The sequence below is a fragment of the Corynebacterium kozikiae genome (genome assembly GCF_024580965.1).
Lineage (GTDB): Bacteria > Actinomycetota > Actinomycetes > Mycobacteriales > Mycobacteriaceae > Corynebacterium > Corynebacterium kozikiae.
The window spans coordinates 79642-95474 of the sequence record NZ_JANIKJ010000006.1 but is presented as its reverse complement, the minus strand read 5'-3'; the positions used below and the strand labels follow the sequence as shown (position 1 = coordinate 95474).

At 58.5% G+C, this 15833-nt stretch carries 13 protein-coding genes and 2 tRNA genes; 7 read left to right on the top strand and 8 right to left on the bottom strand.

Annotated features, from left to right (window positions below; all coding sequences use genetic code 11):
* Positions 1-244: 244 nt before the first annotated feature.
* The 3 genes from NQ018_RS05785 (at position 245) to acpS (ending at position 4398) form a co-directional block, all read left to right on the top strand.
* Positions 245-1933: an Ig-like domain-containing protein gene (locus NQ018_RS05785; protein WP_257059406.1), complete on the top strand. Its 1689-nt coding sequence runs from the start codon at positions 245-247 to the stop codon at positions 1931-1933.
* 278 nt (positions 1934-2211) lie between these two features.
* A complete protein-coding gene (locus NQ018_RS05780; protein ID WP_257059403.1) occupies positions 2212-3948 on the top strand; it encodes a pyruvate dehydrogenase in 1737 nt (578 codons plus the stop codon).
* Between the two features lie 30 nt (positions 3949-3978).
* On the top strand, positions 3979-4398 hold the full coding sequence (acpS, locus tag NQ018_RS05775; protein WP_257059400.1) for a holo-ACP synthase AcpS: 420 nt from the start codon (positions 3979-3981) through the stop codon (positions 4396-4398).
* 32 nt (positions 4399-4430) lie between these two features.
* On the opposite strand, the gene NQ018_RS05770 is transcribed toward acpS, so the two are convergent.
* Together NQ018_RS05770 and bcp are read right to left on the bottom strand one after the other, a co-directional pair.
* Positions 4431-5081 carry a TetR/AcrR family transcriptional regulator gene (locus NQ018_RS05770; protein ID WP_257059398.1) on the bottom strand — a complete coding sequence of 217 codons (651 nt, stop codon included), beginning with the start codon at positions 5079-5081 and terminating at the stop codon, positions 4431-4433.
* 28 nt (positions 5082-5109) lie between these two features.
* The gene (gene bcp / locus NQ018_RS05765; RefSeq protein ID WP_257059396.1) at positions 5110-5568 is read right to left on the bottom strand and encodes a thioredoxin-dependent thiol peroxidase; all 459 of its coding nucleotides are present in this window, start codon (positions 5566-5568) and stop codon (positions 5110-5112) included.
* A 150-nt stretch (positions 5569-5718) separates the two neighbouring features.
* On the opposite strand from bcp, the gene NQ018_RS05760 reads away from it, so the two are divergent.
* On the top strand, positions 5719-5994 hold the full coding sequence (locus NQ018_RS05760; protein ID WP_257059394.1) for a DUF3618 domain-containing protein: 276 nt from the start codon (positions 5719-5721) through the stop codon (positions 5992-5994).
* Here NQ018_RS05760 and NQ018_RS05755 read toward each other — a convergent pair.
* From NQ018_RS05755 to NQ018_RS05740, 4 genes are all read right to left on the bottom strand, one after another.
* The gene (locus NQ018_RS05755; protein ID WP_257039114.1) at positions 5969-6499 is read right to left on the bottom strand and encodes an isochorismatase family protein; all 531 of its coding nucleotides are present in this window, start codon (positions 6497-6499) and stop codon (positions 5969-5971) included. The two genes, NQ018_RS05760 and NQ018_RS05755, sit on opposite strands and share 26 nt — an antisense overlap.
* A gap of 232 nt (positions 6500-6731) precedes the next feature.
* A complete protein-coding gene (gene uriH / locus NQ018_RS05750) occupies positions 6732-7670 on the bottom strand; it encodes a uridine-preferring nucleoside hydrolase UriH (protein ID WP_257059391.1) in 939 nt (312 codons plus the stop codon).
* Between the two features lie 24 nt (positions 7671-7694).
* Complete coding sequence (gene uriT / locus NQ018_RS05745) at positions 7695-9119, bottom strand: uridine transporter UriT (protein ID WP_444861400.1); 1425 nt, start codon at positions 9117-9119, stop codon at positions 7695-7697.
* Positions 9120-9603: 484 nt separating this feature from the next.
* Positions 9604-9676, bottom strand: a tRNA-Lys gene (locus tag NQ018_RS05740).
* Between the two features lie 485 nt (positions 9677-10161).
* On the opposite strand from NQ018_RS05740, the gene NQ018_RS05735 reads away from it, so the two are divergent.
* Positions 10162-11295 (top strand): L,D-transpeptidase, encoded by a 1134-nt coding sequence (locus NQ018_RS05735; RefSeq protein WP_257059460.1) that lies wholly within the window; start codon positions 10162-10164, stop codon positions 11293-11295.
* Positions 11296-11417: 122 nt separating this feature from the next.
* Here the strand turns inward: NQ018_RS05735 and NQ018_RS05730 are convergent, their stop codons facing one another.
* Positions 11418-13814 (bottom strand): DEAD/DEAH box helicase, encoded by a 2397-nt coding sequence (locus tag NQ018_RS05730; RefSeq protein ID WP_257059384.1) that lies wholly within the window; start codon positions 13812-13814, stop codon positions 11418-11420.
* 136 nt (positions 13815-13950) lie between these two features.
* On the opposite strand from NQ018_RS05730, the gene NQ018_RS05725 reads away from it, so the two are divergent.
* Complete coding sequence (locus NQ018_RS05725) at positions 13951-14262, top strand: hypothetical protein (RefSeq protein WP_257059381.1); 312 nt, start codon at positions 13951-13953, stop codon at positions 14260-14262.
* Positions 14263-15245: 983 nt separating this feature from the next.
* Positions 15246-15407 (top strand): hypothetical protein, encoded by a 162-nt coding sequence (locus tag NQ018_RS05720; protein ID WP_257059378.1) that lies wholly within the window; start codon positions 15246-15248, stop codon positions 15405-15407.
* A 330-nt stretch (positions 15408-15737) separates the two neighbouring features.
* On the opposite strand, the gene NQ018_RS05715 is transcribed toward NQ018_RS05720, so the two are convergent.
* A tRNA-His gene (locus tag NQ018_RS05715) sits at positions 15738-15810 on the bottom strand.
* Positions 15811-15833 lie beyond the last annotated feature (23 nt).

The following is a 15833-nucleotide window of genomic DNA, read 5'->3' as shown; positions in this document are numbered from 1 at the left end:
TGGGGAGTTTTATGCGTGGTGTTTGTGCTGGCTGAGGGGTGGTGAGAGTGATAAGCCTGAGTATCCCTTATGAAAATGTGATCGTTGTCTATAAGATTTCACAACGGTGTTGAAACCGGAATCCGGCTACGTACACGTGTATTTTCATTCGTTTGACCCCCGAGGAATTGGGGGTCCATCCTTGATGGGGACATGATTGAAGGCTTTTAAGAAGAACAAAGCTCTGGGAGCGATTGTTTGTTCGGTGGCAATCGCCGCTGGTGCAGCGTTTGCGGCTCCGGTCACTCAAGCGCAGGTGGAAGCAAGTACCTGCATGGAGACGGGCGCGGACGTTTCACAAAACATCACGTTGAGCAACGAAAAGCTGTTCAGCGGTGATACGGAAATCACTGATGGCGCTGCCGTGGCGCAAGGTTCCCAGCTCAATTTGAAGTTTGACTGGGCGGTCAACGGAACCGTAAATTCTGGTGACTACTTTGTGTTTGAAGTGCCCCAGTTGCTGAACTCCTCACAGTTCCAAATTCCGTACTTTGATGTTCAGGATCGTAACAACCCTGGTTCCACCATCGGTTGTGGCAAGCTCCAGGACGGCAAGCTCACCCTGGTGTTCAACCAGAATGCGGAAAACCGTGCGGACCTGGTAGGTGACGCCAACGTGTCCGGCTACTTCGCCGCCGGTGAACCAGTGGGCAAGTGGGTGGAGGTGCGCATTTCCGAGTCCAAAACGGTGCGTATCTACATCGCCGGTAATGGCGGCAGGACTACAAACTTCACTAAAGAGGTTTTCTGGGTGTGGGCACCTGGAACGCAGTATTTCAACGCGGAGCGTGCAATTAACTGGCGTATTCTGACCCCAGAGAGCCTTGGCCGGGACCTTGAAAATGTCTATATCTACGACGACAACACCCTGCCAAATGGTGATTCAAACTGGGACTTCAACTGCAAATACATTCGCGATAACTTCAAGCCCGGCGGAAGCACATTCCCGGTAATCCAGTCCGCGCCCGCCGGTTACAACGCCGAGGCACTGTTAAATGGCATTACGGTGACCTGCTCTGACACCGAAGGTGGCAACGACACCGTAGATTTTGGCCGCTACCTGCGCTTTGACATTGGCTCCCTGCCCGATGGGGTGCGGTTGAACTTCCCCTACATCGCTGCCCGTGCCCACTCCATCCAAAACGGAACGTCCTTTACCAACACCGCCCACCTGGTTGGTGAAAACTACGAGGAATCCGTCGCTGCTCCAGAGTTTAAGGTCGCTGGTGCCGCAACTGGAGGCAACCAAGCAGGGGAGAACGTCACCCCAAGCTCGGTCACGGTCACCCCATCAACCTCCACCAGTGAGTCAACTTCGAGCACAAGCACGAGCTCAAGTGTCACTGTGCCCTCAACATCTGCCTCAACTTCAGTCTCTACAGAGCCTTCCAGCCCTTCAAGTATCGTCTCGTCATCGTCCACGGTAACCAGCACTCCGGCCACCAGCACACCAGCGATCACCACACCAGTGAGTGAGCCAACCTCCACCGAGACCAGCTCCACGAGCGCTCCCAGCACCTCCAGTGCAACGAGCACCACCAGTGCAACGAGCACCACCAGCACTTCGGTGCCGTCGTTGAGTACGGAACCTTCGGCCCCGGTCAGCTCTACGCCAACGGTGCCAACAACCCCCATCGTGCCAGTGGTGCCAGTTCCTATTCCGGTGCCAAATCGTGGAGATGCGCCGGCTGTACCGGAATCCTCTGCACCACCTACCCAGTCAGACCAGCCAAAGCTGGAACAACAATCCGAAGCTGAGCAACCGCAGTCCGTGGTGGCAAAGTCCCGCAAGGCGCTTGCCAACACCGGCGCTCAAGCTTGGCAGCTTGCGATTGTTGCCGCAGGTTTGGTGTTGCTCGGTGGTGCACTCATAGCGCACCGGCGCACCGCCTAGCCGCTACTGTTATCTCTGAACAGCCCCCATTGCCCGTACACGCGGGTGAGGGGGCTGCGGCATTGGTAGGCCTTAGGGGTCCCGCTTGGAAGTAAGTGGGCAAGGTGTACGGAAAAGGTTGTGGGCTGCGCGGTGACGTCGGTACGCATTTAGAGGTGTTGCGCAGTGCACACAGCACCGCGAGCTGTGAATTTGAAGCATTCGGTGGCGCCTTGGGGTAGGTTGGGCGGACACTGGGGGTACGCCTACTCAAACCCAACTCGAAAGGCAGCGTAATCATGGCGAAGAATTTTGCGGATCAGCTCGTGAGAACCCTCGAGGCGCAGGGGGTCAAGCGGATTTATGGCTTGGTGGGCGACAGCCTGAACCCCATCGTGGATGCGGTGCGGCGCTCCAGTATCGAGTGGGTGCACGTACGCAATGAGGAGGCTGCGGCGTTTGCGGCGGAGGGGGAGTCACTGGTCACGGGGGAGCTCGCGGTGTGCGCGGGTTCGTGCGGCCCAGGCAACACGCACCTGGTGCAGGGGCTTTACGACGCCCACCGTAACGGCGCCAAAGTACTGGCAATCGCGAGCCATATTCCTTCAGTGCAGATTGGCTCGTCGTTCTTCCAAGAAACTCATCCTGAGCAGCTTTTCGCTGAGTGCTCGGGCTACTGCGAGATGGTGAATTCCGCGGAGCAGGGCGAGCGGGTGCTGCACCACGCTATTCAGTCCACCGTCGGTGGCAAGGGTGTCTCCGTGCTTGTGATTCCTGGTGATGTGTCGCAGCAGGCCGGCGCTGAGGCCGTGTTCAGCACTTCCACGATCGCCGCCGGCAGGCCTGTGGTGTATCCCGATCCGCGTGAGGCCGCCAGCCTGGCCCAGGCCATCAATGAGGCGGAAACCGTGGCTCTGTTCTGCGGCGCTGGCTGCAAGGATGCTCACGCAGAGGTGATGGCGCTCGCGGAAAAAATCAAGGCACCGGTGGGGCACGCGCTCGGTGGCAAGATGTATATCCAGCACAACAACCCCTTTGACGTGGGGATGTCTGGCCTCCTGGGCTACGGTGCCTGCCACGAAGCGCTCCACGAGGCGGACTTGGTGATCCTGCTGGGAACGGACTTCCCGTACAACTCCTTCCTGCCCACCAGAAACGTGGCGCAGGTAGACATTGACGCCGCGCATATTGGCCGGCGCACCAAGGTGTCCACCCCTGTGGTGGGTGACGTTGCCGCGACCATTGAAAACATCCTGCCCCACCTGGAGGAAAAGCAAGACCGCAGCTTCTTGGACAAGATGCTGAAGCTGCACCACAAAAAACTCAAGGACGTGGTGGAGGCCTACACCTCCAATGTGGAACAACACACGCCAATCCACCCCGAGTTCATTGCCAACATTATTGATGAGGAAGCCGCATCCAACGCCATTTTCACGGTGGACACCGGTATGTGCAACGTGTGGTCAGCACGCTACGTCACTCCAAACGGCGCCCGCGAGATGCTCGGTTCCTTCCGCCACGGCACCATGGCAAATGCGCTGCCAATGGCGATCGGGGCCCAGGCTGCGGACACCTCCCGGCAGGTGGTGAGCTTTTCCGGCGACGGCGGCCTGGCCATGCTGCTCGGGGAACTGCTCACCGTGAAGTTGCACGAGCTACCAACCAAGATTGTGGTGTTCAACAATTCTTCCCTTGGCATGGTGAAGCTGGAAATGATGGTGGAGGGCCTGCCTGAGTTCCAAACGGATCACCCGCAAGTGGACTTTGCGGCGATCGCAGCGGCGGTGGGGATCAAGCATGTGCGCATCACCGACCCCGCCCAGGCGCGAACCCAAATCCGGGAGGCGTTCGCTTGCGAAGGCCCGGTGCTCATCGACGTTGTCACCGACCCGAACGCGCTTTCCATCCCGCCGCACATCACCATGGAAATGCTCACCGGCTTCAGCAAGGCCGCGGTAAAAACGGTGTTCGACGGCGGCGTGGGCCACATGCTCGACCTCGCCACCTCCAACCTCCGCAACATCCCCAAGCCGTAGCGGGCGGTGCGAGCGGTTAAGCTGTGGTGCATGAATGGTGCCGCCAATACTGTTGGCATAGACCTGGTCCACATCCCCAGCTTTGCCGAGCAACTTGCACTACCGGGCTCCCGCTTCCACAGCGTGTTCAGCCCCCGCGAACTACGCCTTGCCGCGGACCACCCCCGCAAAGATGAGCACCTTGCGGGGCGTTGGGCCGCCAAGGAGGCCTTCATCAAAGCTTGGAGCGCCGCTAATTACGGCGAGCCTCCGGCACTTTCCGAGCAAGCACTCAACCTCGCCGAAATTGAGGTGGTGCCGGATCGCTGGGGCCGCCCCCGTATCGAGCTGCGCGGCGAGGTTGCCAAACTCAGCGGGCACAGCGTGGCCCAGGTGAGCATTAGCCATGACGGCCCCTTCGTCACCGCCATCTGCATGCTTTCCGACGCCCCCAGCACTGCATCCCCCTAGCGCTGCCTGGGGGAGGTGCGGTTTTCCGGCTGTTATCCTGCGGCGACGGCAAACAGGTAGGCCACCAGCATCCGCTTGATTTCTTTCACCCTGGAGGAGAACAGCTCTTCGGCAGAATCGTGCGCCGCGTAGTTCAGCAGGCTCGTGAGGGTGTGCGCCAACAGCCGAGCTAGCTCGACGCGTTCCTCAGGCGTGGCCTGTGGTGCGAGTGGTGCCAGGGCAGCAGCGAGCAATTCGAGAACCGGCTGCTCGGTATGCGCGGCGGTCGCACGGGTTGCGGGTGTGGATTGGATAGCGTGCCACACGGCGCGTCGGGAAGGGTCCGCCCGCCACAGATCGGCGAGGTGGTCAATGAACTCATCCAAGATGTCCGGCCACTGCAGGGCCGGGACCTGGGTGGCAAAGCGCTCTAATTCGGTGATGGTTGCCGCAGTATCTTGGCGGTCCAGCTCGCAGATCATCACATATTTATTTGCAAAGAACTGGTACAGGGTGCCAATGGGCACTTCGGCGCGCTTTGCCACCTCATCAAATGTGAACGACTCAAACCCGTGCTCCACCAACACGCTGCGGGCCGCTGCGAGCATGCGCTCAAAGCGTTCTCGCGAACGCTGTTGGGCTGGCCTACGCCGTGGCAGGAGAATCTCTTCTGCCAGCTCAGCCTGGAGGTCGGTTTTGGGCATGGGGTTGTGGTTTCTTTCGGGGAGGGTGCTAGGCGCGGAAGTCTTTGAGTACGCGGCCAACGTGGCCGGTGGCGCGCACGTTATACATGGCTTTTTCAATAACGCCCTTGTTCACAATGAAGGTGGAACGGATCACGCCTTCCACGATCTTGCCGTAGTTTTTCTTCTCACCGAAAGCACCGTAGGCCTTCATGGTTTCCTTCTCCGGGTCGGAAAGGAGGTGGAAGTTGAGGTTGTGGTCGCTGCGGAACGCGGCCAGCTTGGCAGGGGTGTCCGGGGAAATGCCGATCACCGCGTCAAACTCCTCCACGTTATCGCGGAAGTCGCAGGCCTCTTTGGTGCAGCCGGGGGTGTTGGCGCGGGGGTAGAAGTACACGATAACCCGCTGGTCGGCGAAGTCACTGAGGGAGACTTGTTCGCCTGCATCGTTGCTCAACGTAAACGCTGGGGCTTTTTGGCCTGGTTCAAGACGCACATTTTCACTCATGTTCCACAGGATACCGGCATGAGGGGTTAAGGTAGAAAGGGTTAAGGTAGCAACAGCTTGAGCGAAGGTGCGCTGCACGCCAGTGTTCCTGCGCTGCCAGGCGAGTGGCACCGCTCGTTTTAGAACAAAGACTCAAGGAGATCTAGGCCCGTGGCACGCAATTTGGAAGATATTCAGCGCGAAATCGAACGCACCCGCCGTCAGCTTGCAAGCACGCTGGATGAGATCGCAGACCGCTCCAAGCCAGCCAACCTCGTTGAAGACGCAAAGGTGCAGGCCTCCGCTAAGCTGCAGGACCCACAAGCACAGAAGGTGCTGGCTGGTGTGGCCGCTGCAGTAGTAGGCGTAATCGTGGTGGGCGTCCTGCGTTCCCGCAAGCGCCGCACCGAGCTTGAAGAGATTAAGCGTCTGCTGGCTGCACGGTAGCGCCAGCGGCGGCTAGCGCCGCAAACGCTTCAGCCTCGTCAGCAACGGGGGCACACAGGTCCGTGAGTACACGGACCTGAAACTTTTCTAGGCCATCAATCGCGGTGGCTTTCACACAGAAGTCGGTGGCAATGCCCACCACGTCCAGCTCCGTCACACCGCGCTGCGTGAGCCATTCCTCCATGGACTCCCCAGCTTCGCTGGCCCCCTCAAATCCGGAGTAGGCGGCGGTGTACTGGCCTTTGTAAAACACCTCATCGGTTTCCACCTGCAAGTTTGGGTGAAACTCCGCGCCAGACGTGCCAGCTACGCAGTGAACGGGCCAGACCTCAAAGTGCTCACCTGGGTCGATGTGCCAGTCCTTGGTGGCCACTACATAGTCATAGCCGTGGTCGCCGCGGGCGTATTCGGTGATCGCCGCAGCTACGTCAGCGCCGCGTTCGGTGCCCAAGCTGCCACCGGGGCAGAAGTCATTTTGAACATCAACAATTACAAGTGCCTTCATGCCCACGGATTGTACTGCTGCTGGCGCCATTGTGGCCGCTGTACCCCCGTTGGCGGCGGGCTGCGAGACTGGTGCGCTCGTAGAGGCTTGTGCGCGTTGGTCGATAGACAAAAGTCGATAGGACCCGATTTTCCCCGAAATCCGCGGGCCTATCGACCAACGCGCTGTCCTATCGACTTTAGGCTATCGACCAACGCCCAAATCCAAGCCCACCAACGCCCAAATCCAGGCCCTAGGAAAGTTCCTTAATCGCGCGGATCACCAGGTCCCAGAACTTGCGGTGGTCCAGCTCTACAGCGGCTTGAGTGTGGCAGTCGGCGGGGGCTGGCGCACGAAGATCCGCGACAGTCATGCCGGTGGTCAAGGCGCCGTGGAGTTCTACGTCAATAGGCATCTTTTGTGTGGTGAACACTGTGGGGTCGATGAGGTAGGCCACGGTGCAGGGGTCGTGAACTGGGGGATCGTCAAAGCCCTGGGCATCTTTGTAGGCCTGGCGGAAGTAGCCAAAGAGGCCAACGGTGAACTCGGAAACGGTGGAGCCGATCTGCCGGATTTCCTCCTCCACCTCCGCGGTGGCGAGCGCCTGGTGGGTGAGATCCAGGCCAACCATGGTGACGGGCCAGGGCTCGTTGAACACAATGTGCGCCGCTTCGGGGTCAATTTTGATGTTGAATTCCGCCACGGCCGACCAGTTGCCCGTGTGGTAGCCACCGCCCATGAGGACCACCGCCTTTACCCGTTCCACGATGCGCGGCTCCTTGCGGGCGGCCAGCGCGATATTGGTGAGCGGGCCGGTGGGCACGAGCGTGACGGCGCCGGGCTCATGGCTCATCACGGTTTCGATGATGAAGTCCACCGCGTGCTTGTCCTCCACATCCACGGTGGGGGTGGGCAGCTCAAAGTTGTGGATTTCCATGCCAGTCTCGCCGTGGATTGATTCCGCCACCTCCACGGGGCGCACTAGGGGGCGGGTGCAACCGGCGTAAATGGGCGCCTGCTTGCCAACTACCGTGCACACCTGGCGAGCATTGTAGGTGACCTTTTCCAAGGTCTGGTTGCCGCCCACGGTGGTAATGCCCAGCAAGTCGATCTCCGGGCTGCCGAGCGCGAGGATGATGGCTACGGCGTCGTCGTGGCCGGGGTCGCAGTCCAAAATGATTTTTGTGCCCATGAGGGGTTCCTTTCTGCCAATGAGTTAGTGAGCTGTGATGGTGGCGTCGGTAGTGTTATCCTGCAGCGACTCAGGCCTTGGGATCAGCAGCGACGCCGCGAAGGCCAAGCCCAGGATGACGGCGCCGGCGGTGATGCCCATTGCGTAGCCGCTGGCGTTGAGCACGGCGAACAGGATGGCGAAGCTCAGTCCCGCGCCGAGGTTGAAAGCGCCTGCGTTCATGCCCGGCAGGTAGCCCTGGTTATCAGCGGGGCTCAGCACGATGCCCAGGCCGTTGAGCATGATGTTTGCGGTGCCAGCGTAGGTCACACCGATAAAGACGGACAGCGCCAGGAGCACGGCGGGGGTGGGGGAATCGACCAGGAAAATCGCTGCGAGCAGGCCCAAGAACGTTCCGACGAGACCAACTTGCAGAATACTGCGGTACCCAAACTTGGCCGCGAGCATGCCGGCGATCGGGCCGAACACCAAACCAGCCAGGGCGTACGGGGTAAGTGTCCACCAACTGATGGTGTCTGCACTCATGCCATTTTCTTGGCCCAGGTTGGGGATCAGGCCGTTCATCACGGCGAACACGCCAGTCATGGTGAGCAACGTGGTGAGCAGCAGGGCCCAGGTGCGGCGCTGACGCATGTACTCCACCGTGACCAGCGGGTGCGCCACCTTCTTCTCTACGTTCCAGAACACCACAAAGCCCACCGCCGCAACCGCGAATAGTGCGATCATCAGGGCGGGGCGGCCCAGCAAGTTGAAGGCGAGCAGCAGGGCGCCAAGCGCAATTGCGAGCGGGGCAACACCCTTCCAGTCCATTGGGGCCGTGACGGGGGCGGTGGATTCCTTGGTGAACAGCTTCACTGTGAGCGCGCCGAGCACGCAGACCACAGCCATGGTCCAGAACACCGAGCGGAACCCAAAGTTGCCTGCGAGCCAGCCGCCCGCCAGGGCATCCACGCCCGCAATGCCACCATTTACCGAGGTGACGATTCCCAGCAGCAGCGCATACTGCTTCTCATTGGGTACTTGCTGGCGCAGCATAATCAGGGCGAGCGGCACCGTTGGGCCTGCAACACCCTGAATTACGCGGCCGATGAACAGCACCGTCACATTTGGCGCCAGTGCGGAAATCACACAACCGAGCGCGGTAAGGACCAACATGCCCACCAACACTTTGCGGCGGCCAATCAAATCGCCCCAGCGGGGCAAAAAGAGGGAAAAGAGCGCCGCGGCGGTAAAGAACGCGGTCTGCGACACACCGATCTGCGCCGCCGTTGTATTCAACTCGCGCTCCATCGTGGCCAGCGCAGGCGAAAGCATTGACGCATTGAGCTGAAACGCGAACACCGCCATCAGCAAGGCGAGCATCAAGGGGAGTACCTGGCCGATGGGGAGTGTTGATTGGGTGTTTGTTTGTGTGCTTGGTTGGGGTTGGGGTGGGGGTGAGGCTTGCATTCTGGGGCCTTTCTGGGGTTGGTTTGTTGGCTTCGTTGTGGGTGTGACACACGGCGTGGGTGTGACACACGGCGCTGATATTTACTTTAGTTACCAGCGTCTCTCCAGAGGGGTGTTTCGTGCAACCGATTGCGTAAATTCGGGGGTGGGCGTGCGTGGTTGTGGTGGTCTGTGGGGTTGAAGAAGGCCTGAGGGCGTGCTCCGTGGGCGGTCTGTAGGTGGCCTGTGGGTGGCCTGTAGGCGTAGGTCGATAGCTAAAAGTCGATAGGACGTGTTTTCCCTCGAAAATCGCCGTCCTATCGACCAACGCCACGGCCTATCGACTTTTAGCTATCTACCAACGCGTCCTATCGACCAACGTGAAAGGGTGTAAAGGCAGTGCTCGGTCCCCACCTGAACTGTTCGCCAAACCCCCAGGCCAATCCCCCAAAAAGCAAAATCTCGAGACACCGTTGAGGTACGATGTCTCGAGAAATAAAAGTTGTGCGCCATCAGGGACTCGAACCCCGAACCCACTGATTAAGAGTCAGTTGCTCTACCAATTGAGCTAATGGCGCAGCTTGTCAAGCAGGAATACTGCCGCTTGGCAACGGAAGAAAATATAACTCATCCTGCGCATCAAAGTAAAATCGCCTGGTCAGAGCCGTGGATTTCGCGTACTACCGTTTTGCCGCGAGCACAACCCAACCCGTTCCCGTTGTTGCACCAGAAATAACAAGCCCGCAACGATCTCCTCCAATTGCTTGGTTGGGTTATGGGCCAGGACTAGCATGGGAGACTTAAGGCGGCTCGAATCAGGCCAGCACATCTCAAGCCAGCCCGAACCTATTCAACTCCGCCACCAGCTCAAATGGGGCTACAACTCTAATTCCACGGCAGTTTTCGCAAGTCTTTAAGGAACGTTCAAGAGATGCGCATGCGCGACAGGCTCACCAGATCGACCACCCAACAAACCCAACAAACCCACCACACCCTCCCCGCCCAACCCACCTCAGCGCTCCGGCTCGTATCAATCCTCGCGGCCGCCGCTTTGGCCACCGGTATGGCTGCCTGCACGATTGACACCAGCGCGCGCGAAACGAACGGCAACAACCAAGCCCAAAACCAAGCGCAAGACCAAGCCCAAAGCGCCGAGCCCAAGCCCCCGGCGGTGAGCGTCAAGGACGGTGCCACCGGCGTGAATCCCGCGGACCGGGTGGTGGTGAAATCGCTGGGCGAGGGCCTCACAAAAGTGACCATGACCAATGAGGCGGGCAAGCAAGTGGAGGGCAAGCTCGCGGAAGATAAGCGCTCGTGGTCCACGGCGGAGGACCTAGGGTTCAACCGCACGTACAAAGTGGTTGCGGCGGATGTGAATGGGGAAACCAGCACGGTGAGTTTCTCTACTGTGGCGCCCGCAGCTACGTCGTTCGCGTCCCTCGCCCCACTCGACGGCGCCACAGTTGGTGTGGCGCAGGTGATTGCCTTGCGCTTTGATACCGCAATCAAGAACCGCCAAGAAGTGCAGAACGCCATAAAGGTGACCACTACCCCCGAGGTAGAGGGCGCATTCCATTGGGTGAGCAACCAGGAGGTGCGGTGGCGCCCCGCGCAGTTCTGGCAGCCTGGCACACAAGTGACCGTGGAGGCGGATCTCTATGGACTTAACCTCGGCGGGGGAGTGTATGGCGAAAACGATAACGGCGCTAGCTTCACCATCGGCGACCGAGTGGAAGCCATCGCCGACGACGCCACCAAACAGATGGTCATCCTCAAAAACGGCGAAACCGTAAAAACAATGCCAATCTCCATGGGCACCGACCGCTGGGCCACCCCCAACGGGGTCTACACAATCGGCGACGAATACGAGACCCTCCTCATGGACTCAACCACCTACGGCCTCGCCCTGGACGCCGGCGGCTACCAAACCAACGTCAAGTACGCCACGCAGATGAGCTACTCCGGCATCTTCGTCCACGCCGCCCCCTGGTCCGAGTGGGCGCAGGGCAGCTCGAATCAATCCCACGGCTGCATCAACGTCTCCACGGAAAACGCCCGCTGGTTCCAAGAATTCTTCAAACGCGGTGACATCGTGACCGTGAAAAACACCGTCGGCGGCACCCTCTCCCCATACGACGGCCTGGGCGACTGGAACATGGACTGGGCCACCTGGAAAGCCGGCAACGCCGACGCCTAGCGCAGCTTAAAAAGCAGCACTTCCGACGCCCCCAATGCCGCACCCAGTCACGCCCACTGGGGCACCAGGTCCGAAGGCTCACCAACAGGCCATCGCGGACTTCGAGGCTGCGAAACCACAACCTAGCTTGTGAAACCTTCCTTGAGGATGATTGCGCGCCGCTTGCGGAACATGTTGTTCAACACCGGAATCAGGCGGTCATTGAAATCGTGCACTGTGGCGCGGCGCTGGTTGGCGTCGCCGATGTTGGCATCGCGGGTGATGCGTCCCACCTGCTGGATGATATTTCCCTTGAACCGGGCTGGCGCGGCCAGGACCAAGGTGTCGAGCGTCGGGAGGTCGAATCCCTCGCCGGCGACCTTGTCGATTGCCACAAGGCAAAAATGGCTCGTGCGAGCAAGCTCGTCCCGCGTGGTCTTGCGCTCCTTCGGCTTTTGTCCGCCGTGCAACACGAAAGTGGTGATGCCCCGGCTGCGAAGTGCTTGTGCCATGGCTTTGAGGTGATCAACGCGATTGGTTAACACCAGGCAGTTTTCGCCGTTGGCGTAGGCTTCAGCAGTCACCTTAATCAAAAGCTCGTTGCGGGATTCGTCGAGGGCAAGGCGGGTATATACCCCGGTGATTCCTTCCTCGCTCATCACATTGTCTTTGATGGAGAATTCGGTGGGATGCACCCGATAGCGGCGCTCCAATGCTGCATCCTCACGCTCAAGACTGGTGCGAACCGGTCCGCAGAGCATGGTGATCAGCGGATCAAGCCCATCAGAGCGATATGGGGTGGCAGTGAGACCGTAAAGATTACGCACGTTGACCTGAGATAGGGCGGCTTCCATTCCTGGGGCGCCCGCGTTGTGGCATTCATCGACGATGAGCAGCCCGTAGGAATCTAGAAATTCCAAGTCAGCATCCTTGCGAGCAATGGATTGGTTCATAACCAGGTCGATCTTCCCACCAGGGTTGCGCTTGCCAGCACCTATCTGGCCAATATCCTCTTCTTCGAGGTCCAAGAACTCCAGCAGCCGCTCACGCCACTGAGTGAGAAGCTCCTTCTTGGGCACCAGGATGGCAGTGCGCACCCCCAACTCTGCGATAATCTGGCAAGCCATCACGGTCTTGCCCAGCCCTGGGGCGGCTTTGAGCACTCCAGTTTTCTTAGCCACCATGGCTTCCACTGCTTTGGATTGCTGTGGCCTAAGCGACCCACGGAACGCCACATCGATACCGGTGGGCTTGGGGGTCAGTGAGCGACGCTGCACTTTGTAGCCTGCGGTTTTCAGCAGCGTGATCGCATCATCGAGGCACCCTCGTGGCAGCTTCAGTTGCGTGCCTTCGCTTTCGTAGCGGATAACGAGCCGTGGCGTCCCAAACGTAGAGAGGCGTTGCGCCTGTTTGCGGTAGAACTCCGGGTTATGGATAGCCGCCAAACGTTTCAGCGCTATTAATGTGGTGCTGTCTACGTCCGCAATGTCAATGCTCACCTTAGCGCCGTGGTTGACCCGCACCGTTGTGCCGGCATTTTCTGTAGCCAGGCGTCGCAGTTTTGCCTTGCTGGGAGCTGCGGGAAGCCCCACTTCGTCGGTGGTCTGGTGAAACTCCGCATACAACGTGCGGAGCACCTCGGGGGTGCTGGGAGTTACCTCCGCGAGTGCCGCAAATTGATCGGGGTGGGGCTCAAAAGTATCCACATCAACGAATACCGTTCGACCTTCACGGCGCCTGTCACCCTGCAGGGGCAACGCTATGAGATTGCCAAAGCTGGCCTTGCCATTTGCGTGGCTGGGGACGGTGTCTTGCGCAGGGAAGAATCGGTCAAAGCTTGAAAAATCCAGGTGAGAGGCCTTCATCGCTTCCTGGAGAATCCCCATCCCCACTACGCGAGCCTGGTGGGCAGGCACAGCGTCGGTAAAGAAGATCCAAACGTGGGCTCCGTCCCCAGAACGGGAGATTTCGATCAGGGGATCGAGGCCGTGGTTGACCGCGGCGCGCGCGTAGCTCCGGGCATTTTCCTGCCAGTGTTTGTCATCGAAGTCACAGGCTAGGAGCCTGCAGGTATCGTCGGGCAGCATGACATACAAGCCAGCGTGCAGTGGAATGTTGCCGCCGCCGGTCAGATGCCTTGAGATCACGGAGTCAGTGAGTGGGACGGGGCGCTTGTCGATGAGCTTCGGCGACCACCCCTTCTTTTGCTTCTCCGGCCACTCCCAGGCGTAGGCGTACACGTCGCTCCGGCCGGAAAAACGGCTGCGGAACAGGGAAATCTTCTCCGCGCTCGAAGAATGCGAATTGACCAGTGCCATGGGATCGGTAGTCAGGGATTCTGCCGGTTTCACAGCGGGGGAAGGTACCGACGCAACCGCGTGTGCAGAATGGGCACTGGTACTAGCGGGCCCGGGCTCGGTGGCTAGGCCTTTCTCCAGGGCCTGAATGCGCTGTTCGAGCTCCACTTGCCGGAGCTTGAGTAGATCGAGTTCCGCTCGAACCTGAGCAATCTCACTCCTCAGTGCGTCTCCGGCGACCATGAGCCGAGTATAGCCGCCGAGTGTGTTCGCGCCGTAGGTGGCTGGCGGGGTGCTGGCGTGCTGAAATTGACACAGCACTTCATTGAAATCACAAAACTCATAGCAACTCATAAGCTGTCCGCTAAAGCTACGAGGTATGCGCACCGCAGCAAACCCCTTTAAGGCAACCTTTGGCACAACGCCACCGTTGCTCGTTGGAGGCGATGACGTGATTCGAGTGTTCGTTCTGCCCTCGACGACGGTCCAGGAACCCACGAACGTACTTCTTTGGTGGTTGGAACTTAGGGGTATAGACAAGACGGTGCTTCCTAATGCCTTTGAAGATGTGGCGGTGCAATCAGAACCGAAAACGGTGACGGGGCTTAACCTCACAATTTTCACCTTAGGAATCGGCCTCGAATGGACGGATCATGATCCCCGGGCTCATTCTTTCTATACCTTGCGATAGGCGCTCAACGACCTCCTGGACTTCCAGAAGTCCACCGATGCGGCTGTGGGTGGAGCTCCGACGGGTGTCCTCATCACCCTTGATGAAATGCATCATCACCTTTCCCGCGAAGTGTTTGAATTTGGGGCTATAGTGCAGCATCTTCAGCGGGAAAATAGAGAGATCGCCGTGGCTATGGCTGGGATACCTTCTTCCATCAAACCATTGTTGGCCAGCAACTCTCGGGGCAATGAGGAGAACCCTGCAACCTCCCTGAGCCTGTTGGCTGTGGCGTCAAGCTCTCTGCCGTAGGGTGAAAATGTGTTGTATTTAGTTCCGGGCATCCTAGCTGGCTTTGTTATTTATTTTTTCCTTTCTGCAATGATCCTGTTTGTTAACAAAATATGGTCAACTCAATTGCGGCTGCGAGCGCATAGTCTCCTAGTTATTTTTTGCCTTATAGCTATTACGTTCAGCATCTTTCTCGTTTTTTATGGTGGAGGCGGAAACGGGGCTACTCACCTGCAGATCAGTGGCTTCCTGCTGGTTGGCTGCATCTTGAGCTGCATAACGTCAGCTCTGCAATCTTCAACTTCGATGATCAATGGGCCAGATGCTGGTGAGGCTAGTGAGACGGAGGCAACAACCTTTGGGTAATGCGCAAAAATGTGCTCAAGTTGGAGTACGTGGAATGCTAACAAGTGGAGAAGTGCCCGGTGTGTGCTGGATTTCTCCAGGATTCTTCTAATAAGGCCGGCTTAACAGGAGTTTTTACGTTGAGCTTCTGGGCTTATAGTGGGTTTTCAACTTCAAAGGTGGGCTATGGGGGCTGAAGATCGAGACCAGATTTCCGGAAACTTTTTGAACATAAGCTGAATAATGACCGTCGTTTGAAAAGTGCGCGGGAATTGTATGGTAGGAGATGATAATTTCCCCTGGTAAAAAATCTGCTGCATGGTTAACGTGGAAACATGCTGAACTCATAAGCAGAGAAGGGATCAAAAGTGGATGGCTTTACGCGCTTTGCACTGGCAATGAACTTTGGGGCGGCGATTGGCGTGGTCATTGGCGTGATCACCGGGAATCTTGGCCTCTGGCTTTCTATAGGCGCGGCCCTCGGAATCTTTGGCGCCATCGCCCTTGGAGGATTTGACGGCAAAGATTAGGCCAATTTTGAGGGCTGCGGGCTTGATTAGTTACTCGGTAGCCATTCCTGGAAATCAACCCCCGGTGGCCCGGACTCGAGTTTTGAAGCTAGGGTTTTGGTCCTGAATTGGGCGTTGGTAGAAAGCTAAAAGTCGATAGGACGGCGCGTTGGTCGATAGCACGGCCGATTTTGGGGAAATCCGCGTCCTATCGACTTTAAGCTATCGACCAACGCGAAACCCGGCATTGCGCGACACTGAACAAGGGTGGCACCCCGTCACACCCAAACACACACAGCAAAAAGAGCAGGCCAGAGAATGAAAATGATTCTCCGGCCTGCTCCTGTTAGGGGTGGCTGACGGGGCTCGAACCCGCGACACCCAGGATCACAACCTGGTGCTCTACCAGCTGAACTACAGCCACCATTGCTGCCGTGAAGCAGCGAG